Genomic DNA, 21,928 nt, shown 5'->3' with positions numbered 1-21,928 from the left:
CACCCCCCTCTGCCCTGCCGGGCATCGGGGGGTGCTGTCCCTCCGACATCGGAAGTCTCATGGCTGGACCGCAGAAAACCCGGCCGTGGCGTCCGCCACCGGCTTGAGCGGGAGGCGGCTTCAGGGTCAAATCGCCCGGGCCTGCTTCGCGCGGGCAGGGGGAGAATCACATGTACAAGCTTTACACGCGCCCAGGCAGCGGCGGTTTTGTCGTCGAGGCCGCATTGGCGCTGGCAAACGCGCAATTCGACCAGATCGATATGCCCAAGAAGGATCCGCCGGACCCGGCTTTCCTCGACATCAGCCCGTTGAACCAGGTTCCGGTGCTGACCTTGCCCAACGGTCAATCGATAACCGAATCGGCGGCGATCTGCATCCTGCTTGCCGAGCGCCATCCGGAGGCGGGTCTGGCGCCGGCCGCCGGATCGCCGGATCGCGCCGGTTTCCTGCGCTGGATGGCGTTCATGTCGTCGGTGCTCTACCCCGCCATCCTGCGCCTCTACTATGCCCATCGCTACACCACCGATGCCGACGGCAAGAAAGCCGTCAAGCAGGCAGCCATTGCCGAGATGGACCGCGGCTTCGCCATTGTCGATGCAGCCCTCGAGGGGCGCGGCTGGCTGGTCGGCGACGCGATGTCGCTGGCCGACATCTACCTCGTCATGCTGGTGGCCTGGCACCCCGACATGGACAAGGCGCGAGCCGACTGGCCGAACATCGAACGCTTATGGTCGGCGCTGCGCGCGCATCCGCTGATGAAACGGCTCAACACCACGCATGAGATGTGGCCGGCCTGAACGGACGCTTCAATTTCGCAGGATCGCCCGTTTCGCCTGCAGGAAGCGGCGCACGGCGGGGTCGCGTTCAAGGCCGATCGCCCGGTCATAGGCTTCGACCGCTTGCGCCGCATTGCCTAGCCTGGCCAGCAGGCCGGCGCGAGCGGCCCAATAGGGCTGATAGTCGTTGAGCCGCTTGTCGTCGCCCAGCACGTAGAGCACCGCCAGTCCTGCCGCCGCCCCTTCGGCCTCGGCAATCGCCACGGCGCGGTTGATCGAAATCACCGGCGAGCCTGATATCGCCGACAGCGCATCGTAGAAGTTACGGATCGCCGCCCAATCGGTTTGGCCGGTCCGTCGCCGCGTCGCATGCACCGATTGTACCGCCGCTTCGAGCTGATAGCGGCCGATGACGCCCATGGTGGCGGCGCGGCCCAGCAGCGCCTCGGCTTCGTCGATCAGCGCGTGATCCCAAAGAAGACAATCCTGGTCGGCGAGCGGCACATAATCTCCAGCCGCATCGCGCCGCGCCGGGCGCCGCGCCTCGGCAAACAGCATCAGCGCCAGCAGGCCGAGCGCTTCCGGTTCGTCCGGCATCAGGGATGCCACCAGCCGCCCGAGCCAGATGCCTTCGGTCGCCAGATTGCGCGCTCTCGTCTCGGTCCCTGCCGGGTCGGTCCAGCCTTCGGCGAAAGCCGCGTAGATCGCTTCCAGCACCGTTTCCAGCCGCTCGCCGAGTTCGGCCCGATCCGGCACGCGGAACGGAATGCCGATCTCGCGGATGCGGCTCTTGGCACGCACCAGACGCTGGCCCATCGTCGCCGGCGAAACCAGGAAGGCCGAGGCGATCGTCGCCGCGTCGAAACCCAGAACCGTCTGCAGGATCAGCGGCGCCCGCACGCTGGCTTCGATCGCCGGATGCGCACAGGCAAACATCAGCCTGAGACGTTCGTCGGGCAGGTCTTCGTCTTCCATGCTCGCCTCCATCTCCTCGGCCATCAGCTTGAGATGGTCGCGGCTCGCCTCGCTGGTCAGCCGACGGCGCACCGCATCGACGCCACGGCGGCGCGCGACGGCCAGCAGCCATGCCTCAGGCTTCTGAGGCACGCCGGTCTCTGGCCAGCGCTCAAGCGCCGCGGCAAAGGCCTCGGCCAGCGCGTCCTCGGCGCCGGCCACGTCGCGGGTGCGCGCAGCAAGGTAGGCGACCAGCTTGCCGTAACTCTGCCGGGCGGCCGCTTCGGCCGCCGCCCGCGCGACGTTCGGGCGACTGTCCATCACATTGTCATTTCTTGGGCATGTAGTCGGCCATTTCCCAGATCGGCCGCAACTCGACCGTGCCGGCGCTCGCCGCCGGACAGCGCGCCGCCCAGTCGATGGCGGTATCGATATCGGCCGCCTCGATCATGTAGAAGCCGGCAAGCTGCTCCTTGGTGTCGGCATAGGGGCCGTCGATCACGTTGGTCTTGCCGTCTGTGATCCGCACCGAGGTGGTCGCCTGGGTCGGGCGCAACCGTTCGCCGGCGAGCCATGCGCCGGATTTCTTCAACGCTTCGGTATAGGCGGCATAAGCTGCGCTCATCTGCTGAGCCTTCTCGATTGGCGTGTTCGCCTGCGCGGCTTCGTCGCTGTTGATCAAAAGCATGTATCGCATGGGTGTTCTCCCGTGGTTTCGAAGGCCGCGTCCTAGCGGGGCCAGACGTATGTCGCGCGGCGGCGGCCGATTTCGACAGGCTTCAGAAAAAACTTTCGCCTCCGCCAGGAGATTTCGCAAGGACCAGATGTTCCTTCGTCTGCTGGCGGATGACCGGCAGAGGACTGGCCGTGGCTCCGCACAGCACTATCCTCTGTCGTTGGCGGGCAGGTCACACGAGGCATGGGAGAAGAGAATGGAACTCGTGACCCACAAGAAATTCAAGAACGGCCGGTTGATGCCATGGGGCAAAGGCACGGTCGTCAGCGGTGCGAAAGGCACCGTCTATCTCTGCGGCAACACCGCGACATCGGCTGACTACGATCCGGCCGGCAAGAAGGGTGGCGGCTTCGCCGGCGATGCCGTGGCGCAGTGGCGGGAAGTTCTCGGCAACATCAAATCGGATCTGGAAGAACTTGGCAGCGGGCTCGACCATCTCATCAGGCTGACCTTTTTCGTCAAAGGGCCATTTCCCGACGGCGGCGTCCTCAGCTCGCCTAATTTTCGTCTCGACGTGCTGGACGCGTTTTTCGCCGAGTATTGTCCGAAGCATTGCAGCGACAACAATCCGCCGCCTTCGGAGGTAATCGGCGTCGCAGCGCTTGCCCAGGCAGACATCGTCATCGAGATCGTCGCCGTCGCGGCGCTGCCGGACTGAGGCGCGAACGAACAGGCCGGCCTTGCGCGAGGTCACCGTTGCGACCGAAGCGCGCCGGCACGAGCTGCGCCGCCGCGCCGGTGCGGGTTTTGCACCAGGCCTCGGCTTTGGCCAGTGAGCGCCCGGCGACGAGCAGGATCAGGCGTGGCTCGCTCTCCAGCAATTGCACGATGCGGCCGCCGAAAATGCCATAGCCGCCAACGACCAGAAGCCTCATCTCGCCGCTCTTTTTGCGTATGTCGTTTTCCCAGACCGAGGTCACTTTTGGGTGACATGCGATTAGCCGATCATGCGCGCACGTATCGCGGCGGACAGGATCTCGCAACTATCCTTGCGGCCGAACATGGCGTAGCGGTTTTTGGCGATGCGTTCGTAGAGCCAGTCACGCAAGGGGCGCGGGATGAGCAGCAGCGCTTTCGCCGCCCGCCACGGCCAGCCCAGTTCGGCCATCACCGCGATGAAACTGTCCAGCCGCATGAAGGGAGCGCCGCCGACAAGGACCAGATTGGTCTCGTAGCTGTCGGTGCGCAGCCCGTATCTCTGGAACAGCTCCTCGCCGAAGGGCGACTGCGCCGTGGCGAAGCGGAAGCGGTTTTTGCGGTCGAGCCCGACCACCGTGCGTACGAAGCCCGAGCACAGCACGCAGACGCCGTCGAAAACGATCAATGGCTGGCTGGCATCGAAGGGTTCAGGAGAAGAAGTCACGGGACGTCCGGCAGCTTGTGTCTTCAGACACTAAGCCCGCCGGCAGCGGGATCAAAGCCGCGGCGTTGTCGCACGGCTTCTCGCGGCCAGCGCGGGGCGCTCGGCGCGATAGGTGGTTGCGCGGGGATCGGCCTCCGGTCTGCAGATCCGGCTGTCGTGACGCGTTTCGAATGTCATGATCAATGCGCGCCGAGCGAGCTGCCGCGACGGGCGCAGGCCGGACCCGGGCCGCGCATGTAGTAGCGCTCCGGCCGATAGGTCGGCGCGATGAACTCGCGGATGGCGGCGGCATAGCCGGCGATGTGGCCCCAGAATTTCATTTTACTCAAGTCCCTGTCCCGATTTTCGGATGTCCCGTCCGATTGCGGGAATCATAGTGTCGAGGCGTGAATAGTCGGTGAACACGATGTTAATCTTTGGTCGAAAACCCCATGCTTCGTGGCCGGAATGCGGCTGTTTGGGGGTCTTTCGGTGTGGTTCGTCGCCATTTCCGGCATTGTGACTTTTGCATCACATATGTTTCGTCTGGATGTCGCTTGAGCGCGGTTCTGTTTCAGATTTGGCGAGCCTCTCGAAATTTCCATGCTCGCTGCCGAAATGCCCCTGGTTGCGCGCCCGGAACCGGAACGGGCCTTGCCCGTTCTCGCTTTAACCGCATCGCGCAGGAGTTCGCCATGGCACCTCGCCCCGCCTGGAAGGGCTATCTGAAACTGTCGCTGGTCACCTGCGCTGTCGAACTGACCAACGTCGTCACCCACGCCGAAAAAGTTTCGTTCCGGGTGCTCAACCGCAAGACCGGCAACACGGTCAAGCGCATCTATGTCGATTCTGAAACCGGCAAGCCGCTGGGCGATGGCGACGAGATCAGGGGCTATGAGGTGAGCCCCGGTGAGTTCGTCCATATCGAGGACGAAGAGATCGAAGCGGTGCAGATCGAGTCCTCGCACACGATGGCGCTGGACGGCTTCGTCGACAAAGCCTCGATAGAGCAGATCTATCTCGACACGCCCTATTATGTCACGCCCGCCGACAAGGTGTCGGAGGAGGCCTTTGCCGTCATCCGCGATGCCATGGCGGACAAGAAGATGGCCGGGCTGGCGCGCGTCGTGCTCTATAGCCGCGAGCGGCCCGTGGTCATCGAGCCGCGCGGCAAAGGCATGGTGCTGACCACCTTGCGCTACGGCAACACGGTGCGGGAGCCGGAGAGCATCTTCGGCGACATCAAGGCGGTGAAGACCGACCAGGAGATGACCGATATGGCCGAACGCATCATCGACAAGAAGAAGGGGAAGTTCGATCCGTCGACATTCGAGGACAAGTATGAGGACGCGCTGCTCGAACTGATCCGCGCCAAGAAGGCCGGCAAGAAGGCGCCGAAAGCGCAGGCCGCGCCCAAGCCGTCCAATGTCGTCAATCTGTTCGACGCGCTGAAGAAGAGCCTGTCCGATGGCGGCCAGGCGGAAGGCCCGGCGAAGAAGGCCAAGCCGGCGGCAAAAAGCGGCAAGGCGAAAGCTTCTGCGCCCAAGCGCAAGTCGGCTTGAGGGTCGGCGCCGTGGCCAGCCTCGAACAATATCAGTCCAAGCGCGATTTCAAGAAGACGGCCGAGCCGGCGGGCAAGGTCGCGCGCGGCAAGCAGCCCGGCGGCATCTTCGTCGTCCAGAAGCACGACGCGACCAGGCTGCACTATGATTTCCGCCTCGAGCATGAGGGCGTGTTGTGGAGCTGGGCGGTGACGCGAGGCCCGAGCCTCGACCCGCACGAAAAGCGGCTGGCCGTGCATGTCGAGGACCACCCGATCGACTATGCCGGCTTCGAGGGCACCATTCCCAAGGGCGAGTATGGCGGCGGCACCGTCATCGTTTGGGACGAAGGCACATGGACGCCAGAGATCGACCCCGCCAAGGCGATGAAGAAGGGCCATATCGACTTCGAACTCAACGGCCAGAAGCTGAATGGGCGGTGGCATCTGGTCAGGTTAAGACCCCGCCCGGGCGAAAAGCGCGACAACTGGCTGCTGATCAAATCCGACGATGCCGCCGCCCGCCCCGGCGAGGATATCCTGAAGGACGCACCGAAATCGGTGAAGTCCGGCCTGACCATCGAAGAGGTCGCGGAAGGCAAGACCGCCGACGGCAAGAAGCCGAAGGTCTGGCACTCCAACAAGCCTGCGGCATCCAGCAAGGCGAAAGCCGGCAAGCGCCTCGACTTCGTCGAGCCGCAGCTGGCGACGCTGGAGCGCGAGGCGCCGCCCGGCGAGGACTGGCTGCATGAGGTGAAGTTCGACGGGTACCGCATGCAGGCGCAGATCGCCGGCACGGAGGTGCGGCTGCTGACCCGCACCGGCCTCGACTGGACGGGGAAATTCGACCCCGAGATCGTCGCGGAACTCGCCAAGCTGAAATGCAGCGACGCCATCATCGATGGCGAGATCGTCGTGCTCGCCGACAGCGGCGTTTCGTCCTTCTCGCTGCTGCAGCAGGATCTCTCCGCCAATCGAACCAACCGCTTCACCTACTATGTGTTCGACCTGATGCGGCTTGACGGCAAGGATTTGCGCCGCGAGCCGCTGGTCGAGCGCAAGCAGGCGCTGCAGGAGCTGCTCGGCGAGACGGCCGAAAATGCCGCTGTTCGCTTCAGCGACCATTTCGCGGAACCGGGCAAGATCATGCTGCAGCACGCCTGCCGCATGGGCCTCGAAGGCATCGTCTCCAAGCGCGCCGATGCGCCCTACCGCAGCGGCCGTGGCCCAGGCTGGGTGAAATCGAAATGCACGGCCCGCCAGGAATTCGTCATCGGCGGGTATCTGCCCTCGGACAAGACCGGCCGCGGCCTGCGTTCGCTGCTGGTCGGCTACCACGAGGGCGGCAAGCTCCACTACGCCGGCCGCGTCGGCACGGGCTTCACAGCCAGGAGCGCCACCGATCTGAAGAAAAAACTCGATGCGCTGAAGGCAGACGCCTCGCCCTTTGCCGCCGCGGTGCCGAAGGGCAAGGGTCTGGTCTGGGTCAGGCCCGAACTTGTCGGCGAAGTGGAGTTCCGCAGCTGGACCTCGGACCGTATAATACGCCACGCGTCGTTCCAGGGACTGCGCGAGGACAAGCCGGCGGAGGAAGTCGTGCAGGAAAAGCCATCGAAGGCGGCGAACAAGGCAAAGCCGGCGGCAAGCAGCGCCGGCAAGGCCGCCGGGGCTAAGGCGCCCGCGACGATCACGACCAGCGTAAAACTATCCCATCCCGACAAGCTGCTGTGGCCCGAGGAAAAAATATCCAAGCAGGCTTTGCTTGAGCACTACGCGCTGGTCTGGCCGCGCATGGAGCAGTTCGTCGTCAATCGGCCGCTCAGCCTGGTCCGGGCGCCGGATGGCATCGGCGGTCCGCGCTTCTTCCAGAAACATGCTTCGGCCGGCATGAGCGACAAGATCGCCCGGATGAAGGACCCGACCGATGGCGAGGAAATCCTGTTCATCCGCGATTTCGACGGCCTTGCCGCCTTGGTCCAGTATGGCGTGGTCGAGGTCCACATCTGGGGCTGCAAGATCGAGGGGCTGGAAAAGCCGGATCAGATCATCTTCGATCTCGATCCCGATGAAGGCGTCGACGTCAAGGCGGTGCGCGAGGCCGCGCTCGACATCAGAGGCAAGCTCGACGATCTGTCGCTGCCGAATTTCGTCAAGCCGTCAGGCGGCAAGGGCTATCACGTGCTGGTGCCGCTGAAGCCGTCGGCGGATTGGGAGGCGGTCAAAACCTTCTCGCATGATTTCGCCAAGGCGCTGGAGCAGGCCGCGCCCGACCGCTACACCGCGACGCTGTCGAAAAAGGCGCGCACGGGAAAAATCTTCGTCGACTATCTCCGCAACGGCAGGGGCTCGACCACGGTCGCGCCCTACTCCTCGCGGGCGAAGAAGGGCGCGACGGTGTCGGTGCCGGTAACGTGGGCGGAGGTTGAAAAGGGGCTGGCGCCGAATTCCTTCCCGATCGGGGGCAAGACGACGCTGAAGGAACTAGCGGAGGCCGATCCGTGGGCGGATTTCTTCAAGCAGGGGAAGGTGCTGAAGCGGGGGTGAGCGTCGCGCGCCTCACCTGCTACGCAAGCGTTCCGTCACACCCCCCTCTGTCCGGCAGGACAGAGGGGGGTGCTGTCCCACCAGCGTCGCCCAATTAGCGCTGCCGAACCTCTACGCCAAGAACACCTGCTCGAACGCCTGCTTCCCCGGCGGTGAAAACACCACCGCGCGGCTGTCCTTCTCCCGCCTTGCCCATTTCTCCGACAGGATCTTGTCCAGAATAGCCGCGCCGAGCGTTCCCGCGAGGTGCGAGCGGCGCACGCTCCAGTCGAGACAGGCGCGGCAGACCGGCCGGCGCGGCTTGGCGCCGACATCGATACCGAGGGCCGAAAAATATGACGCCGCCGACGGCCCGAGCCTGATCTCCCCCGGCCGGATCTGCCCCGGCCTGATCTCCCCGAGCCTGATCTCCTTGTCGTCGCGCAACAGGATGCCGCGCGCGACGAGCCGGTCGAGCATCGCCACCGCCTGTTCGCCGGCGAGGTGGTCGTAGCAGACGCGGGCCACGCGCATGGCGCCGTCGCGCGGGCCGGGCCGCACCCGCTTGGGGCCGACCGCTTCCGCCACCCCGGTGATCGCCTCGATCATGCCGGCAACCTGCGGCCCGGCGAGGCCGTAATAGCGATGCCGTCCCTGGCTGGCCAAAGTTAAAAGCCCGCCCTCCATCAGTTTCGACAGATGCGAGGACGCCGTCGGCAGCGAGACGCCGGCCTCCAGCGCCAGTTCGCTCGCCGTCAAAGCCGTGCCGCCCATCAGCGCATTCAGCATGTTTGCTCGCGCCGGATCGCCGACCAGGCTGCCGATGCGGGCGATGTCGGGTCCTTCACGCATAGTTAGGTCTCCATCGAAGCATTCTCGTCAGATAAGCATTATTGTCGGGCGGGATCAAGGAGAACGCCGATGCCAACCGCTTCCGCCCCACTCGCCAGCCGCCGGCCGTTCCCGTTCGTCACCTGGCTGCAACGGCGGCTGCTCGCCCGCTGGTACGACCGCCATCTGCAGCGGCTCGGCCTCGCGGAGGTCGACGACCATCTGCTGCGCGATCTCGGCCTGACCCGTGAGGATGTGCGCCGCGAATGCGCAAAATCCTTCTGGCAGGCCTGACCGCCAGCACGTTTGCCTAGCAGACCCGGCAGCACAACGTTTCGAAGCCGCTCGAACTATCCACGAAGAAAACCCGGAGATCACGATGACCATCACCTGCTTCATCCGCTATGAGATCGACCCGTTCGGCAAGCCGGCCTTCGAGCAATATGCCAAGGCCTGGGGCCAGGCGATCCCGCGCTGCGGCGCTGATCTGATCGGCTACTACGCCCCGCATGAGGGCTCGGCCACCACCGCCTACGCCGCCTACAACATCGACAGCCTCGCTGCCTATGAGGCCTACCGCGCTCGTCTCGCCGCCGATCCGGCGGGCAAGGCCAATTACGAATTCGCCCGCCGCGAAAAGTTCATCTTGAAAGAGGACCGCATCTTCCTGAAGCTGGTGTCGGGGCCGCATGGACCGCGGCAGCTGTGCCAGACCGCGGTCAAGGAGGAGATATGATCGCTGTCATCTTCGAGGTGCAACCGGCTGAGGGAAAGCGCGATGCGTATCTCGGCATCGCCGCGGAACTGCGGCCACTGCTCGACGGCATCGATGGTTTCATCTCGATCGAGCGGTTTCAGAGCTTGGCCGACCCGAACCGCGTCCTGTCAATGTCCTTCTGGCGAGACGAGGAAGCGGTGAAAGCCTGGCGCAACACGGAAGAGCACCGCCAGGCGCAGCATGCGGGCCGTGGCGGAATCTTTGCCGGCTACCGGCTGCGCATTGCGCATGTGGTGCGGGATTATGGGATGACGGAGAGGGACGAGGCGCCAGAGGATAGCAGGGCGGTGAATGGGTGACTAGGTATCGGCCTCGCGCCAGGCCCCCTCATCCGGCCGCTTCGCGGCCACCTTCTCCCCGCTGGGGAGAAGAGACTGGCGCAGGCTTCGAAAATCTCCTCTCCCCTCGGGGAGAGGTCAGCCGAGCGAAGCGGAGGCTGGGTGAGGGGGCGCTTGGCGCTCACGCATTCCCGATCAGCACCCCGGCCGCAAACACCAGCGCCCCGCCTAGCACCACCTGAAACGCTGCGCGCAGGAAGGGCGTCTGCATGTAGCGGTTCTGCACGAAGGCGATCGCCCACAATTCGAAGAACACCACGACGGCCGCCACCGCCGTCGCCGTCCAGAAATGCGGGATGATGTAAGGCAGCGCGTGGCCCAGCCCACCCAGCGTCGTCATGACGCCGACCGTCAGTCCGCGCTTGATCGGCGAGCCACGCCCCGACAGCTTGCCGTCGTCCGAAGCGACTTCGGTAAAGCCCATCGAAATGCCGGCGCCGATCGAGGCGGCGAGGCCGACCAGCAGCGTCTGCCAGGTGTCGTGGGTGGCAAACGCGGCGGCAAAGATCGGCGCCAGTGTCGACACCGAGCCGTCCATCAGCCCGGCCAGTCCCGGCTGCACATAGGTCAGGATGAACTGGCGCTGCTCGGCGCTGGCTTCCTCGTCCTTCACCTCGCCCGGCACGAGTTTCTGTTCCAGCCGATGCGCCGAATTTTCATGGCTTTGCTCGGCCGCGGCCAGGTCGCCGAGTAGTTTCCGCGTCGAGGCATCGCCGGTGCGCTTGGCCGCCTCGACATAGAAGCGATAGGCCTGCCGCTCCATCTCTTCGGCTTGGCGCCGCACATGCTCGATGCCGAGCGGCCGCACCAGCCAGTCGGGCTTGCGCTCGTAATAGCCTTTCACATGCTCGCGGCGCAGCAGCGGAATGCGCTCGCCGAAACGCTTGCGGTAGAGCTCGATCAGGGAATCGCGATGCCCGTCCTCCTCCTCCGCCATCGCCTCGAACACTTTCGCCGATTGCGGAAAACTGTCAGCCAGCCCGTCGGCATAGGCGCGGTAGATGCGCCCGTCATCCTCTTCGGAGGAAATTGCCAGCGCCAGGATCTCCTGTTCCGACAGCGTTTCGAAAGGACGGCGGCCGAAACCGAAGACACGGGAAAGCATGAGAAATTCACCCCAGTTTAGAACAATTCTAAACTAGGCGCTGCAGTCTCTGCGGTCAATCACCAGTCAAGAAATGTTGAAGCGCCGGATTGCAACGCGCCCTTCATTATCGGCAAATGTTCACCTATATTGTCGCGACACGCAAGCGAAAGGCATGAGCAAGATGACGGCAAAGCCGCACGACCACTTCGATCCGAAACCCGTCCTCGATCTGATCGCCAGCATCGAGGCCGATTTGCAACGGCTGAAAGGCCTGGTCGAACAGCAGGTCGAAAAATTCGATCCCGCCAATCCGCACAACAAGGCGCCCGACGGCAAGCTGACCGAGGAGGGCGTCGAATGCTGCTACCGCCTGTTCGACGAAGGCAAGTCGCGCTACTCGGTCGCCCAGCAGATGAAGATCTCGTTTGCCGCCGCCACGCACCGGTTTAATTCCTGGCGCAAGGCGGGCGGCCCGAAGCGGCAGAGGGCGTTGATGGGATAATTGGCGAAAGCCGCGGGGAAACCCGATCTCCCCCCTCGTGGGGGAGATGGCCGGCAGGCCAGGGCTGTCCCGCCGACCTTTCCCTGCCCTAAAGCTCAGCACCGTTCAGGATGCGCCTCCAAGCCCAGCCGCAATCACAATATGCTGGCAGACATTGTCGATGTCGCGGATGACGTCGTCATTCCAGAACCGCAGGACGGTCCAGCCATCTTGTTCGAGGTGCGATGTCCGCGTTTCATCACCGGCAGCCGCGCCCGCGTCCGCATGCGGGGAGCCATCGACTTCGATGACCAGCTTCTTCTCCGGGCAAGCGAAATCGACGATGTAGGCGGCAATCGGAAATTGTCGCCGGAAGCCAAGCCCCATCAGCCGGTGGGCACGAAGTTCGTTCCAGAGCTTGAGTTCGGCTGGCGTCAGGACTTTGCGCATCGATCTGGCGTTTGCGCGATGTCGAGGCGGTAGAGGCGTGTGCGGCATTACGATGCCCGGTGGTTGCCGAGGCTTGCGCTCTATGGCGCCCCCCTCTGTCCTGCCGGACATCTCCCCCACTTGGGGGGAGATTGGCTGTACTTCCTACGGCGTCAGTTCAATTTCCTCCGTCTCGCCGCCATTGCAGGTGTAGCAGCAATCCTCGCATCTTTCCTTGTTGTTGGGGCCGACGCCCCAATAGGTCCCTTCGTCGCCGTCGACCCAGGCGCCGTAGCAGATGGACTCGCCTTCGTCGCACGAGACCGGGATCTGCTTGGTCTCGCCATCGTCCAGATAAAAATCCTTGTCGTTGCCCGGCCAGACATAGTCGCGGTCCTGGCTGTAGAGCTCGAGGCGCATGGCGTTGGGATGGCTGTTCTTGACGGCGAAGGTGATGTCGGCGGCGTGCGCGGCCGGCGCAAACATCGCGGCAAGCGACAGCGCGACGAAGATGCGGCGCGTGATGGTGAAAGACATTGAAACCCCCGAGGCAAATCGGCCCCCCGGCCGAGGGAATCAGCATCGCATGATGGCGGCTGACATTGAAGGGGAGCGGCTGACTGATTTTGGGGGGATTGGGAAAGGGCGGAACTGCTGATCTCCCCCCTCGTGGGGGAGATGCCTGGCAAGGCAGAGGGGGGCGCTGTCCCGCCGACCTCTCATTCCTGCAGCCGCGTCATTTCAATTTTAGGCTTGCTGATCCATATGCTGGCGATCCTTCGCGCCCCCCTCTGTCCTGCCGGACATCTCCCCCACGAGGGGGGAGATCAGCAGCTTCGGCGCCCCGCCCCTCACTCCACCAGATCGATCGTCTCGGTCGTCTTCTCCACGCAGATGAAGCAGCACGTATCGCACGGCTGGTCATTATCCGGCCCGACCCCGGCGAAGATCGCATCATTGCCGTTCACCCAGGCGCCGTAGCAGATGTTTTCGCCTGACATGCACGAGATCGGCACCGATTTCTGCGAGCTGGGCTCGATCAGAAACACCTGTTCGCCGCCCGGCCACGACATCTTGCGGTCACGGCTGAACAACTCCACCGCCACCGCCTGTTTGCGCAAATTCTTGACGAAGAACGCCATGTCGGCGGCATGCGCCGGGGTGGCGATGAGGAGGGCGGCAAGGGTGAGGCGGAGCATGGCGGGGGTTTCCGAATCGGAGACGCGACGCTCGCACGGTCAAGGGAGAAGCGCCACATGCGGAATGGCTGGCCTTCTCCGATTGCGGGGTCGAAGGGCGGGGCGAGACCCGTGGCTCGCCCCCGGGCGGTGGATCAGCGCGGAGGCAGGATTCAACCAGGTCAAGCTCGATGGCGATCCCGCTAATTGTCAAAATTATAGAAAGTCGGATAGTATCGGTGAAGCAATCTATAGCTTTCGACGGCCGCCTTCATATCCATCGCCAAAATGTTATCGGACGGTCCAAAAGGTAGACTGCTCATAATTCGTACAGGAGAATGTTTAATTCGTCGGTCAATGAAGTATTTCTCTCGAAGTGATAGATCTGGAACATCTATCATCTGGATCTTGTTCCAATCCTTTGAAATATGTTTCCAATTTCTATATGCGTCAGGCAATCGACCTTCCGTCCGCGCCCTAACAGCGCAGGTCACGGTCAGCATCCTGTCACCGTCGGCGTAACTCGTCGCCAGAACCGGTACGATTTTTATCTCAGGCCTGTGCTTCAGGGCTCGCTCTGCTGCCATCTTGACGGCACCAGCAAGCAACGGAGCAAGGTCCCTGGGTCCTATGGACTCAAGAACTGATGGAAGGTACTCCTTGATCTGCCGTTTGAGTTTGTCTGCCGCCATCGCAGCAAGGTTTGGGTACTTCTTCTTCTCGTTTTCGTCGTATTTTCCAAATTTTCGATATTCCGCATTGAGAGTTATTCTAAACAAATCTCCGGGATCCAAACGAGAAAGAATCTGCTCTGCCTGCTGCAGCTGCGAGCGCCGCTCCTTTGACGACATGAAATCAAGCCAGATAACAACACTTCCCCCGTCACGCAATTCATCAAGATGCATGTGAAGATCACTGCTATCCATCTGGCTACAAATCATCCGATCATTCGGCCTATTGAACATCTGTCTTTTGATATCATCAGCGTCGCGACCAAACGAAAAGAGCTTTTCGATACCAATGCGGCGATACACCGAGTGATGATCATGGAGAAACGTCGCACCCATTGATATGTACGCGTAATTCTTCGCGCCCCTCTCACCAACAGCACAACCGATCAAATCGACGAACATCATTCGGTCGACAAACTTGTTTGGCCGCAGCTGGAATGGCGGGAGCCGCCGCGCCTCCGTATCGTCGGCGATCATAACTGCGCCCTCTTGGCGTGAGCAAGAGTCTGCTCGAAACACTCCTCGCCGACGTCCGAAGGCGTTCTTACTTCGTTGAACAAATATTGCGAAACGATCTCTATTTCAGATCGCTTCCTCGAGAAAGATATCCGACGCTCTTCGCCGTCAGCCGGCGGAGCCGGTAAAACCGGTTTATATTGTATCGCGCCGGTCTTTGAGTTCCGTTTTCCAACTTTTGACTGCGCAAGATTGACGTCAACGACAGCGTCAACTTTCTTTGCGTCCCTGAAAAACTTGGAAGTGTCAGCGACGCGCCCCTTCCACCTATTTGTAAATGCGGTAAATATCTTGATCGCGCTGGAGCAGACGTCAACAGCATGATCGTACACTTCCGATTCCATCTCGATACCAGTTTTCGTGGTAGACACCGGCAATGCACTTGCATCGTTGCTCAAAAACGACATGACTCCGCTTATCGCCATAAACTGATTGTGGAACTTTGGTACTGTTCTTGTACCCCAACCCGTCCTAAAGGTCGTGTCGTTGTGTAGTATGACCCGATCATTGCAAACAACCGATATGCCCGAGTCCTCCCGCGTCCTAGGAGCCTCTTGCTCGTTTTCTATCTCTTCCAACCGAGGAAGCGGCCTGTGAAATCCAACTGTGACCCTTATCGTTACGCCCTTCAAATAAGTGCTATAATCAAACGGGTTTATACCTGATTTGCCGCTGTTGGACGTGAACAGCCGAAGGGTATCAGGCGGGACTGTCGCGCCGTTTACCTCTATAGCAAAGCCCTTTAGTATAACGTAACCAAAATGCCTTGAGATCTTAGTCTTCAGGTCTTCTACAAACGACTCGTTCGTAAAGCTTTTGCTCGCTTCCGGCCTGAGGCTATCGACTGATACTTTAACCCCCTTTTTGGGCCTCGGCCCGCTTTTGCTGATCGGCAAATCCCACTGCTGATCAGTATCCGTCGATTCATCATCCATCCACGCCTTGGTGTAAGCGATTCTCCGAAATCCATCGAGGGAGCTCGATTCCACAGTCGCCTCGCGGCCCATTTTGAAGATCGCCCGCTTCATCCCAATTCCATACATTCCTATGGTTGGGATATCGCTATCGAGTTGCGTCTCAGGTCGCCCCAGCCGAAAGGCCGCATCAATCCGATTGTCCGGGATTCCTCCACAGTTATCTTCGAGGATGAACGTTCCCCTGGATATCTTCAATTGCGCTTTGAAGCCGGTGTATGGCGTTTTGACAGTTCCACCTTTCTTTTGACTACGCATGGCTCCGTCCACGCTGTTGTCAATCAGGTCGAGAATCGCATCGTCCAGATCGATATCTCGCGTAAGCATGGATACAAAAAAACGTTTGGTTGGTCCCCCGTACAATGTCGCGGTGCCCCCCCCGTTTTTAGCGGCTGACGGAATTGCCATTCTCCCCTCCCGGTTTCGACGATCATTGCAACAGGATACATTAATAGACAAGCAGACGGCTGTTTGCTGTATCGGAAATTGTGGATCGCAAGGATTACGGGTATTGGCTATTCCGTAAGAGTCGGAGAGTTTCGATTGAATACGGTAGTTGATCTTTTTTGCGGCTGTGGCGGCCTCTCCTTGGGGGCGGCGAACGCAGGCCTTTTTCCCGCTGTTTCGATCGACGTGGATCGAACTTTGTCGTCCGCCTACGCGCTAAATTTTCCGCATTCAAAAATTCTGAATGAAGATCTGTTGACGCTGGACCCAGCGAGTTTAGCTCATTTTTTGGGAAGCGACCGCTTGACGGCGATCTTGGGCGGACCACCGTGCCAAGGCTTTAGCGTAATGGGCAGGCGAAAAGTGAACGATCCCCGCAATGCATTGTTGCTGAGTTACTTCAGGAACGTTGCCGCTCTGCGACCTCGGTTTTTCTTTATGGAGAATGTTCCCGGGCTTATGGAAGAGACAAATAGGGGCGCGCTTGATCGAGCGCTCGATATTCTTCCGTCTAGCTACAAGGTACTTGATCCGCTCATTTTGGATGCGGCCGACTACGGAGCGGCCACATCTAGACCAAGACTTGTGGTCATCGGCTACGATCCGAGCGAGATGGATCATTTGACGAAAGCGGACCTTGTTGCTGCCAAGGTGGGGTTAAGGCCGACTGTAAGAGACGCAATCGGTGATTTGCCGGGACCAACTGTAAAAGATGAGTGGGTGCCTTATCCAGCCAAAATTGTGCCGACAGAGTATGGAACGAGGATGCGGCGGCCACCTCCCGAACAGCTGGGATCGAAATTAGCCATCGAGAAACTGGCTCAGGGACTGATAAGCGGCTTCCAGCCAACTGTGCACACGGTTGCTGTTGAAGAACGTTTTGCAAAACTTGAGGCCGGGAGACGCGACAAGATCAGCAAGTATCCCAAGCTCTCTTGGGAGCGATCCGCCTATGTGCTTCGGGCAGGCACAGGCAGTGAAAAGGGATCCTTTCAGGCAGCACGCCCAGTCCATCCGGAAGAACCGAGGGTTATAACTGTTCGTGAGGCCGCGAGAATTCAGGGTTTCCCGGATTGGTTCCAGTTCCACCCCACCAAGTGGCACAGCCACCGAATGATCGGCAATAGCGTCGCCCCCCCATTCGCAGAGGCAGTTCTAAAGGTCATTGTCTCCAAGATGGGTCTGGATAAATTTGTTCGAGCTGCATAGCTATTGGTGATGGCCGACCGACTGTCTCCAGAGCGTCGATCCGCTCTAATGTCCAAAGTTCGCGGGAAAGACACCACGCCTGAGATGCGAGTCCGTCGCTTGTTGTACGCGATGGGCGTTCGATACCGACTTCACCGGCGAGAGCTGCCGGGCAGTCCCGATATCGTAATGAATAAAAGACGCAAGGTGATCTTTGTTCATGGCTGTTTTTGGCACCGCCATCCGGGTTGCGTAAAAGCCTCTTTTCCAAAGAGCAACATCGGTTTTTGGGCAATAAAGTTCGATAAAAACATCGAACGCGACGAGCTGTCTGAACGATTACTTAAGTCGAACGGATGGGAGACGCTTACAATTTGGGAGTGCGAGACAAGGAGTATCGACGACCTCACGTCCAAACTTGAAAGGTTCCTCGCGCCCCTCAATCCCCCATCTTAAGCGCCTGAATAAACGCCTCCTGCGGGATATCCACCTTGCCGAACTGCCGCATCCGCTTCTTGCCTTCTTTCTGCTTGTCGAGCAGCTTGCGTTTGCGCGAGACGTCGCCGCCGTAGCATTTGGCGGTCACGTCCTTGCGCAGGGCCGAGATGGTTTCGCGGGCGATGACCTTGCCGCCGATGGCGGCCTGGATCGGGATCTTGAACAGATGGTTCGGGATCAGCTCCTTGAGCTTCTCGCACATCTGGCGGCCGCGCTTTTCCGCCGCCGTGCGGTGGACCAGCATGGACAGCGCGTCGACCGGCTCTTCATTGACCAGGATCGACATCTTCACCAGGTCGCCTTCCTTGTAGTCGGTCAGATGATAGTCGAAGGAGGCGTAGCCCTTGGAGATCGACTTCAGCCGATCGTAGAAATCGAAGACGACTTCGTTGAGCGGCAGGTCGTAGATCAGCATGGCGCGCTTGCCGACATAGGAGAGGTCGGCCTGGATGCCGCGCCGGTCCTGGCAGAGCTTCAGGATGCCGCCGAGATAGTCGTCGGGCGTCAGGATGGTGGCGCGGATCCACGGCTCCTCGATGGCCGAGATTTTGACCACGTCGGGCATGTCGGCCGGGTTGTGCAGTTCCTTCATCGAGCCGTCGGTGAGCAGCAGCCGGTAGACGACGCTGGGTGCCGTGGCGATCAGGTCGAGGTTGAACTCGCGCTCCAGCCGCTCCTGGATGATTTCCAGATGCAGCAGGCCAAGGAAGCCGCAGCGGTAGCCGAAGCCGAGCGCCGCACTGGTTTCCATTTCATAGGAGAAGGAGGCGTCGTTGAGGCGCAGCTTGCCGACGGCGGCGCGCAGATCCTCGAAATCGGCGGCGTCGACCGGGAACAGGCCGCAGAACACCACCGGCTGCGCCGGCTTGAAGCCGGGCAGGGCGTGCGCGGTCTGGCGCTTGTCCTCTGTGATGGTGTCGCCGACGCGGGTGTCGGCTACTTCCTTGATCGAGCCGGTGAAGAAGCCGAACTCGCCGGGGCCGAGCTCGTCGACATTGATGCGGGCCGGCGTGAACACGCCGGTGCGCTCGACCAGATGTTTGGCGCCGGTGCCCATCATGCGGATGGTCGCCCCCTTTTTCAGCACGCCGTCGATGATGCGCACCAGCACGATGACGCCGAGATAGGCGTCGTACCAGCTGTCGACCAGCATGGCTTTCAGGGGTGCTGACGCATCGCCTTCGCGCGGCGGCGGCAATTGGTGGACGATAGCCTCCAGCACATCGGGAATGCCGAGGCCGGTCTTGGCCGAGATCAGCACGGCGTTGGAAGCGTCGATGCCGATGACTTCCTCGACCTGCTCGCGGATGCGCTCGGGCTCGGCGGCCGGCAGGTCGACCTTGTTCAGCACCACGACGATCTCGTGGTTGTTGTCGATGGCCTGGTAGACATTGGCCAGCGTCTGCGCCTCGACGCCTTGCGAGGCGTCGACGACCAGCAGCGAGCCCTCGCAGGCGGCCAGCGAACGCGACACTTCATAGGCGAAGTCGACATGGCCGGGCGTGTCGATCAGGTTGAGGATATAGTCCTCGCCATTGTTGGCGCGGTATTTCAGCCGCACGGTCTGCGCCTTGATGGTGATGCCGCGCTCGCGCTCGATGTCCATCGAGTCCAGCACCTGCTCCTTCATGTCGCGCAGCTCCAGCCCGCCGGTGGACTGGATCAGCCGGTCGGCAAGCGTGGATTTGCCATGATCGATATGGGCGACGATGGAGAAATTGCGGATGTGGTCGAGAGGCGTGCTCATGGCGCGCGCTTTAGCAGGGGCGGGTTGCAGGGGCAAGCGGGGTGGCGGTGCCCTTGCCTTCTCCCCTTGTGGGAGAAGGTGGATCGGCGCGCAGCGCCGAGACGGATGAGGGGTGTTCCAGCTTGACGCCGGCGTTCTTTCACCGCCATGGCTGCAAACTGACATCCCTTACATAAGCGATTATCGTGGTGCAGACGCTGTCCATGTCTTTCAGGACATCGTCGTTCCAAAAGCGCAACACACGAAAGCCTCTCGCCTCCAGTTCCGTTCTACGGGCCTGGTCTGACTCTGAGTCCGCATGCTGACTCCCATCGATCTCGATGATGAGGAGTGATTCAAGACAAGCGAAATCGGCGACGTATTTTCCAACAGGAACTTGGCGCCGAAATTTGATCCGATCGAGCCTGCGGTCACGTAGTTCGTGCCACAGTTTGTCTTCCGCCTCCGTCATTTCACGTCGGAGCGAACGGGCAAAGTTTCGTTTGGCAGGAGCGACGGGCTGATGTGGCATGACGTTAGATTAACCAACGTCTCACTCCGCTGGAACACCCCTCATCCGTCTCGGCGCTTCGCGCCGATCCACCTTCTCCCACAAGGGGAGAAGGCAACGACGCGTCCGCCCCCAATCACGAAGCGGTGAACCATGTAACGAAGCCTCGGGCAGCGACGAAGTGTGGGATGAACCCGCCGCAACGGAGACCCCCGATGACTGGATCCAACCCAAAACGCGCCGGCATGCTGGCTGCCGTAGGCGCCGCGCTGATGATGCTTGGCGGCACCGCCTTCGCCCAGCCGCTCACCGTGGTCGAATTGTTCACCAGCCAGGGCTGTTCGTCTTGCCCGCCGGCCAATGCCAATCTGATCAAGGTCAAGGACGAGCCGGGCGTTCTGGCGCTGTCGTTCAACGTCACCTACTGGGACTATCTCGGCTGGAAGGACATTTTCGGCCGCGAGGAGTTCACCCAGCGCCAGGTGCGCTATGAGCCGTCGCTCGGCCGCTCCGGCCCGTTCACGCCGCAGGTGGTGGTCAATGGCGGTGCCGATGCGGTGGGCGCGGCGCCCGGCGAGATCGAGCAGCTGATTTCCGCGAGCGGTCACACGAACGGGCCGACGCTGTCGCTCGACGGCGGCAAGATCAGCATCGGCGCCGGTTCCGCGCCGGCCGGCCGCGCCGATGTCTGGCTGGTTCGCTACAACAAGGGCGTCGTCGAAGTGCCGGTGGCGCGCGGCGAGAATACCGGGCGCACGCTGCCGCATGCCAATGTCGTGCACTCGCTGGAGAAACTCGGCAGCTGGAGCGGCGACGCCACCACGCTGCCATTGCCGGCAGCCTCCGGCGGCTTGAGCACCGCCGTGCTGGTGCAGTCGCCGGGTGGTGGGCCGATCCTGGCTGCAGCCGCCGACTGATTTTCCTTTTCTACGCAACGCCGCTAGCGCGGCATAACCGGGCCCGCATCCGCGCGCCCTCTTCAAGGAGGAAATACCATCATGACCAAGATCCTGACCGCACTCGCCTTTGCGCTTTCGATGACCGCCTTCGCCGCCGGCGCCCGCGCCGAAGACGCGACCAGCGCCATGAAGCCGGCGATGGCAACCGAGGCGATGAAGCCCGCTACCGATGCCATGGCGCCGGCGACCGATGCCATGAAGCCAGCCGACCCAATGGCGACGAATGCGATGAAACCCGCCACCGACGCCATGAAGCCGGCCGATGCCATGAAACCCGCAACGGATGCGATGAAGCCGGCGGACGCCATGGCGCCCGCGCAATAAGACTTGATCCCATGGCCCGGCCGCACAGTGGCCGGGCCGGCGCACAGCAATTTGAGAAACCTGGCGGGACGTTCTGTCGTATAGTCTTCGCCACCATCAAGGAGATCAGACATGACCGGCATTGCAAGGACTAGAACGCCGATCTTCAAGAGCGCGCTTGCCGCGCTCATCGTCGCCGCCGCGGCGGCTGCCCTCTGGCAGAGCCCGGCGCGCTCGGCAGAGGACGCGGTGGTGATCCCGCCACCGGCAATGGACGAGAAGGCCGCCAGCGGCAGCGAGAAGGCTATCTTCGCCGGAGGCTGCTTCTGGGGCGTGCAGGGCGTGTTCCAGCACGTCAAGGGCGTGACCAAGGCCGTCTCCGGCTACACCGGCGGCGCCAAGGATGACGCCGTCTACGAAACGGTGGGCAGCGGCCGCACCGGCCACGCCGAATCGGTCGAGATCACCTACGATCCGTCCAAGGTGACCTACGGCCAGCTGCTGCAGGTCTATTTCGCGGTCGCCCACAACCCGACGCAGTTGAACTTCCAGGGCCCGGACTCGGGCACCCAGTACCGCTCGACCATCTTTGCCGAGAATGGCGAGCAGCAGAAGATCGCGCAGAGCTACATCGCCCAGCTCGACCAGGCGAAAGTGTTTGCCAAGCCCATCGTCACCACGCTGGAGACGGGCAAAACCTTCTATCCGGCCGAGGAATATCACCAGGACTTTCTGACGCTGAACCCGACCTACCCCTACATCGTCTACAACGACCTGCCCAAGGTGGCGAATTTGAAGGCGCTGTTCCCGGGGTTGTATAGCGAGAAGCCGGTGCTGGTGCTGGCGGGCAAGAGCTGAGGGGCGATAGGACTTGGCCGGACGCAGAGAGCGGCGACGCCCTACCTGAGACGCCAGCGGGACAGCACCCCCCTCTGCCCTTCCGGGCATCTCCCCCTCATGCGGGGAGATTGGCAGCGTCGCTGACGGTGCTCATCTTGCAAGGTTGGCGAAGGCCGCAGTGAGGAGCTGATCTCCCCCCTTGAGGGGGAGATGGCCGGCAGGCCAGAGGGGGGTGCCTCGCG

At 61.7% G+C, this 21,928-nt stretch carries 27 protein-coding genes; 13 read left to right on the top strand and 14 right to left on the bottom strand.

Annotated features, from left to right (window positions below; translation table 11 throughout):
- Nucleotides 1–170: 170 nt before the first annotated feature.
- Complete coding sequence (locus NKI35_RS10205; RefSeq protein WP_352658332.1) at nt 171–797, top strand: glutathione S-transferase family protein; 627 nt, start codon at nt 171–173, stop codon at nt 795–797.
- 9 nt (nt 798–806) lie between these two features.
- Here NKI35_RS10205 and NKI35_RS10200 read toward each other — a convergent pair whose 3' ends face one another.
- Both NKI35_RS10200 and NKI35_RS10195 read right to left on the bottom strand, forming a co-directional pair.
- On the bottom strand, nt 807–2,051 hold the full coding sequence (locus NKI35_RS10200) for an RNA polymerase sigma factor (protein ID WP_352739833.1): 1,245 nt from the start codon (nt 2,049–2,051) through the stop codon (nt 807–809).
- Between the two features lie 7 nt (nt 2,052–2,058).
- A complete protein-coding gene (locus NKI35_RS10195; RefSeq protein WP_023681239.1) occupies nt 2,059–2,427 on the bottom strand; it encodes a YciI family protein in 369 nt (122 codons plus the stop codon).
- A gap of 235 nt (nt 2,428–2,662) precedes the next feature.
- On the opposite strand from NKI35_RS10195, the gene NKI35_RS10190 reads away from it, so the two are divergent.
- Complete coding sequence (locus tag NKI35_RS10190) at nt 2,663–3,124, top strand: RidA family protein (protein ID WP_352739831.1); 462 nt, start codon at nt 2,663–2,665, stop codon at nt 3,122–3,124.
- Here NKI35_RS10190 and NKI35_RS10185 read toward each other — a convergent pair.
- From NKI35_RS10185 to NKI35_RS10175, 3 genes are all read right to left on the bottom strand, one after another.
- Entirely contained in the window at nt 3,087–3,341 is a 255-nt protein-coding gene (locus NKI35_RS10185) for a hypothetical protein (protein WP_352739829.1), read from the bottom strand. The genes NKI35_RS10190 and NKI35_RS10185 overlap by 38 nt on opposite strands.
- Nucleotides 3,342–3,403: 62 nt before the next feature.
- The gene (locus NKI35_RS10180) at nt 3,404–3,829 is read right to left on the bottom strand and encodes a thiol-disulfide oxidoreductase DCC family protein (RefSeq protein WP_031203643.1); all 426 of its coding nucleotides are present in this window, start codon (nt 3,827–3,829) and stop codon (nt 3,404–3,406) included.
- 179 nt (nt 3,830–4,008) lie between these two features.
- Entirely contained in the window at nt 4,009–4,158 is a 150-nt protein-coding gene (locus NKI35_RS10175) for a hypothetical protein (RefSeq protein WP_196813601.1), read from the bottom strand.
- A gap of 345 nt (nt 4,159–4,503) precedes the next feature.
- Between NKI35_RS10175 and ku the strand changes: the two genes are divergently transcribed.
- Both ku and ligD read left to right on the top strand, forming a co-directional pair.
- Nucleotides 4,504–5,370 (top strand): non-homologous end joining protein Ku, encoded by an 867-nt coding sequence (ku, locus tag NKI35_RS10170; RefSeq protein ID WP_023681243.1) that lies wholly within the window; start codon nt 4,504–4,506, stop codon nt 5,368–5,370.
- Between the two features lie 11 nt (nt 5,371–5,381).
- Entirely contained in the window at nt 5,382–7,892 is a 2,511-nt protein-coding gene (ligD, locus tag NKI35_RS10165; RefSeq protein ID WP_352739827.1) for a DNA ligase D, read from the top strand.
- A gap of 111 nt (nt 7,893–8,003) precedes the next feature.
- Here ligD and NKI35_RS10160 read toward each other — a convergent pair whose 3' ends face one another.
- Entirely contained in the window at nt 8,004–8,723 is a 720-nt protein-coding gene (locus NKI35_RS10160; protein ID WP_352739825.1) for an ArsR/SmtB family transcription factor, read from the bottom strand.
- Nucleotides 8,724–8,792: 69 nt separating this feature from the next.
- Between NKI35_RS10160 and NKI35_RS10155 the strand changes: the two genes are divergently transcribed.
- The 3 genes from NKI35_RS10155 (at nt 8,793) to NKI35_RS10145 (ending at nt 9,779) form a co-directional block, all read left to right on the top strand.
- Entirely contained in the window at nt 8,793–8,996 is a 204-nt protein-coding gene (locus NKI35_RS10155) for a DUF1127 domain-containing protein (protein WP_352739823.1), read from the top strand.
- A gap of 85 nt (nt 8,997–9,081) precedes the next feature.
- Nucleotides 9,082–9,438, top strand: a complete 357-nt coding sequence (locus tag NKI35_RS10150) for an NIPSNAP family protein (protein ID WP_352739821.1) — start codon at nt 9,082–9,084, stop codon at nt 9,436–9,438.
- On the top strand, nt 9,435–9,779 hold the full coding sequence (locus tag NKI35_RS10145; RefSeq protein ID WP_352739819.1) for an antibiotic biosynthesis monooxygenase family protein: 345 nt from the start codon (nt 9,435–9,437) through the stop codon (nt 9,777–9,779). Before NKI35_RS10150 ends, NKI35_RS10145 begins: the two co-directional genes overlap by 4 nt.
- A 160-nt stretch (nt 9,780–9,939) precedes the next feature.
- On the opposite strand, the gene mbfA is transcribed toward NKI35_RS10145, so the two are convergent.
- Nucleotides 9,940–10,923, bottom strand: a complete 984-nt coding sequence (mbfA, locus tag NKI35_RS10140; RefSeq protein ID WP_352739817.1) for an iron exporter MbfA — start codon at nt 10,921–10,923, stop codon at nt 9,940–9,942.
- A gap of 163 nt (nt 10,924–11,086) precedes the next feature.
- Here mbfA and NKI35_RS10135 point away from each other — a divergent pair, with 163 nt between their 5' ends.
- On the top strand, nt 11,087–11,407 hold the full coding sequence (locus tag NKI35_RS10135; RefSeq protein WP_023692961.1) for a hypothetical protein: 321 nt from the start codon (nt 11,087–11,089) through the stop codon (nt 11,405–11,407).
- 105 nt (nt 11,408–11,512) lie between these two features.
- Here NKI35_RS10135 and NKI35_RS10130 read toward each other — a convergent pair whose 3' ends face one another.
- The 5 genes from NKI35_RS10130 to NKI35_RS10110 form a co-directional block, all read right to left on the bottom strand.
- Nucleotides 11,513–11,884 (bottom strand): endonuclease domain-containing protein, encoded by a 372-nt coding sequence (locus tag NKI35_RS10130; RefSeq protein ID WP_023821657.1) that lies wholly within the window; start codon nt 11,882–11,884, stop codon nt 11,513–11,515.
- Nucleotides 11,885–11,980: 96 nt separating this feature from the next.
- Nucleotides 11,981–12,352, bottom strand: coding sequence for a hypothetical protein (locus NKI35_RS10125; protein WP_352739815.1), 372 nt, complete (start codon nt 12,350–12,352; stop codon nt 11,981–11,983).
- 314 nt (nt 12,353–12,666) lie between these two features.
- Nucleotides 12,667–13,014, bottom strand: a complete 348-nt coding sequence (locus NKI35_RS10120) for a hypothetical protein (protein ID WP_352739813.1) — start codon at nt 13,012–13,014, stop codon at nt 12,667–12,669.
- A gap of 182 nt (nt 13,015–13,196) precedes the next feature.
- Nucleotides 13,197–14,201: an O-methyltransferase gene (locus NKI35_RS10115; protein ID WP_352739811.1), complete on the bottom strand. Its 1,005-nt coding sequence runs from the start codon at nt 14,199–14,201 to the stop codon at nt 13,197–13,199.
- Nucleotides 14,198–15,622 (bottom strand): ATP-binding protein, encoded by a 1,425-nt coding sequence (locus NKI35_RS10110; protein ID WP_352626626.1) that lies wholly within the window; start codon nt 15,620–15,622, stop codon nt 14,198–14,200. Before NKI35_RS10110 ends, NKI35_RS10115 begins: the two co-directional genes overlap by 4 nt.
- Before the next feature lie 135 nt (nt 15,623–15,757).
- Between NKI35_RS10110 and NKI35_RS10105 the strand changes: the two genes are divergently transcribed.
- Nucleotides 15,758–16,870 (top strand): DNA cytosine methyltransferase, encoded by a 1,113-nt coding sequence (locus NKI35_RS10105; protein ID WP_352626624.1) that lies wholly within the window; start codon nt 15,758–15,760, stop codon nt 16,868–16,870.
- Between the two features lie 9 nt (nt 16,871–16,879).
- Nucleotides 16,880–17,305, top strand: coding sequence for a very short patch repair endonuclease (locus NKI35_RS10100; protein WP_352626622.1), 426 nt, complete (start codon nt 16,880–16,882; stop codon nt 17,303–17,305).
- On the opposite strand, the gene lepA is transcribed toward NKI35_RS10100, so the two are convergent.
- Both lepA and NKI35_RS10090 read right to left on the bottom strand, forming a co-directional pair.
- Complete coding sequence (gene lepA, locus NKI35_RS10095; RefSeq protein ID WP_023687530.1) at nt 17,289–19,094, bottom strand: translation elongation factor 4; 1,806 nt, start codon at nt 19,092–19,094, stop codon at nt 17,289–17,291. The two genes, NKI35_RS10100 and lepA, sit on opposite strands and share 17 nt — an antisense overlap.
- A gap of 139 nt (nt 19,095–19,233) precedes the next feature.
- Nucleotides 19,234–19,605, bottom strand: a complete 372-nt coding sequence (locus NKI35_RS10090; RefSeq protein ID WP_023681256.1) for an endonuclease domain-containing protein — start codon at nt 19,603–19,605, stop codon at nt 19,234–19,236.
- Nucleotides 19,606–19,799: 194 nt separating this feature from the next.
- Between NKI35_RS10090 and NKI35_RS10085 the strand changes: the two genes are divergently transcribed.
- From NKI35_RS10085 to msrA, 3 genes are all read left to right on the top strand, one after another.
- Nucleotides 19,800–20,501 carry a DUF1223 domain-containing protein gene (locus tag NKI35_RS10085; RefSeq protein WP_352739808.1) on the top strand — a complete coding sequence of 234 codons (702 nt, stop codon included), beginning with the start codon at nt 19,800–19,802 and terminating at the stop codon, nt 20,499–20,501.
- A gap of 81 nt (nt 20,502–20,582) precedes the next feature.
- Complete coding sequence (locus NKI35_RS10080; protein WP_023824047.1) at nt 20,583–20,867, top strand: hypothetical protein; 285 nt, start codon at nt 20,583–20,585, stop codon at nt 20,865–20,867.
- Between the two features lie 111 nt (nt 20,868–20,978).
- On the top strand, nt 20,979–21,704 hold the full coding sequence (msrA, locus tag NKI35_RS10075) for a peptide-methionine (S)-S-oxide reductase MsrA (protein ID WP_352739806.1): 726 nt from the start codon (nt 20,979–20,981) through the stop codon (nt 21,702–21,704).
- Nucleotides 21,705–21,928: the final 224 nt, after the last annotated feature.

It is taken from the genome of Mesorhizobium sp. M0676 (assembly GCF_040320535.1).
In the GTDB taxonomy this organism is placed as follows: domain Bacteria; phylum Pseudomonadota; class Alphaproteobacteria; order Rhizobiales; family Rhizobiaceae; genus Mesorhizobium.
The sequence above is the reverse complement of the archived record's forward strand: the minus strand, read 5'-3'. Positions and strand labels throughout refer to the sequence as shown.

Bases quoted from the DNA above. Each gene is read 5' to 3' on its own strand.
- NKI35_RS10205 (WP_352658332.1), top strand. From the start codon at position 171: ATGTACAAGCTTTACACGCGCCCAGGCAGCGGCGGTTTTGTCGTCGAG.
- NKI35_RS10200 (WP_352739833.1), bottom strand. From the start codon at position 2,051: ATGGACAGTCGCCCGAACGTCGCGCGGGCGGCGGCCGAAGCGGCCGCC.
- NKI35_RS10195 (WP_023681239.1), bottom strand. From the start codon at position 2,427: ATGCGATACATGCTTTTGATCAACAGCGACGAAGCCGCGCAGGCGAAC.
- NKI35_RS10190 (WP_352739831.1), top strand. From the start codon at position 2,663: ATGGAACTCGTGACCCACAAGAAATTCAAGAACGGCCGGTTGATGCCA.
- NKI35_RS10185 (WP_352739829.1), bottom strand. From the start codon at position 3,341: ATGAGGCTTCTGGTCGTTGGCGGCTATGGCATTTTCGGCGGCCGCATC.
- ku (WP_023681243.1), top strand. From the start codon at position 4,504: ATGGCACCTCGCCCCGCCTGGAAGGGCTATCTGAAACTGTCGCTGGTC.
- NKI35_RS10160 (WP_352739825.1), bottom strand. From the start codon at position 8,723: ATGCGTGAAGGACCCGACATCGCCCGCATCGGCAGCCTGGTCGGCGAT.
- NKI35_RS10155 (WP_352739823.1), top strand. From the start codon at position 8,793: ATGCCAACCGCTTCCGCCCCACTCGCCAGCCGCCGGCCGTTCCCGTTC.
- NKI35_RS10150 (WP_352739821.1), top strand. From the start codon at position 9,082: ATGACCATCACCTGCTTCATCCGCTATGAGATCGACCCGTTCGGCAAG.
- NKI35_RS10145 (WP_352739819.1), top strand. From the start codon at position 9,435: ATGATCGCTGTCATCTTCGAGGTGCAACCGGCTGAGGGAAAGCGCGAT.
- mbfA (WP_352739817.1), bottom strand. From the start codon at position 10,923: ATGCTTTCCCGTGTCTTCGGTTTCGGCCGCCGTCCTTTCGAAACGCTG.
- NKI35_RS10135 (WP_023692961.1), top strand. From the start codon at position 11,087: ATGACGGCAAAGCCGCACGACCACTTCGATCCGAAACCCGTCCTCGAT.
- NKI35_RS10130 (WP_023821657.1), bottom strand. From the start codon at position 11,884: ATGCCGCACACGCCTCTACCGCCTCGACATCGCGCAAACGCCAGATCG.
- NKI35_RS10125 (WP_352739815.1), bottom strand. From the start codon at position 12,352: ATGTCTTTCACCATCACGCGCCGCATCTTCGTCGCGCTGTCGCTTGCC.
- NKI35_RS10120 (WP_352739813.1), bottom strand. From the start codon at position 13,014: ATGCTCCGCCTCACCCTTGCCGCCCTCCTCATCGCCACCCCGGCGCAT.
- NKI35_RS10115 (WP_352739811.1), bottom strand. From the start codon at position 14,201: ATGATCGCCGACGATACGGAGGCGCGGCGGCTCCCGCCATTCCAGCTG.
- NKI35_RS10110 (WP_352626626.1), bottom strand. From the start codon at position 15,622: ATGGCAATTCCGTCAGCCGCTAAAAACGGGGGGGGCACCGCGACATTG.
- NKI35_RS10100 (WP_352626622.1), top strand. From the start codon at position 16,880: ATGGCCGACCGACTGTCTCCAGAGCGTCGATCCGCTCTAATGTCCAAA.
- lepA (WP_023687530.1), bottom strand. From the start codon at position 19,094: ATGAGCACGCCTCTCGACCACATCCGCAATTTCTCCATCGTCGCCCAT.
- NKI35_RS10090 (WP_023681256.1), bottom strand. From the start codon at position 19,605: ATGCCACATCAGCCCGTCGCTCCTGCCAAACGAAACTTTGCCCGTTCG.
- NKI35_RS10085 (WP_352739808.1), top strand. From the start codon at position 19,800: ATGACTGGATCCAACCCAAAACGCGCCGGCATGCTGGCTGCCGTAGGC.
- NKI35_RS10080 (WP_023824047.1), top strand. From the start codon at position 20,583: ATGACCAAGATCCTGACCGCACTCGCCTTTGCGCTTTCGATGACCGCC.
- msrA (WP_352739806.1), top strand. From the start codon at position 20,979: ATGACCGGCATTGCAAGGACTAGAACGCCGATCTTCAAGAGCGCGCTT.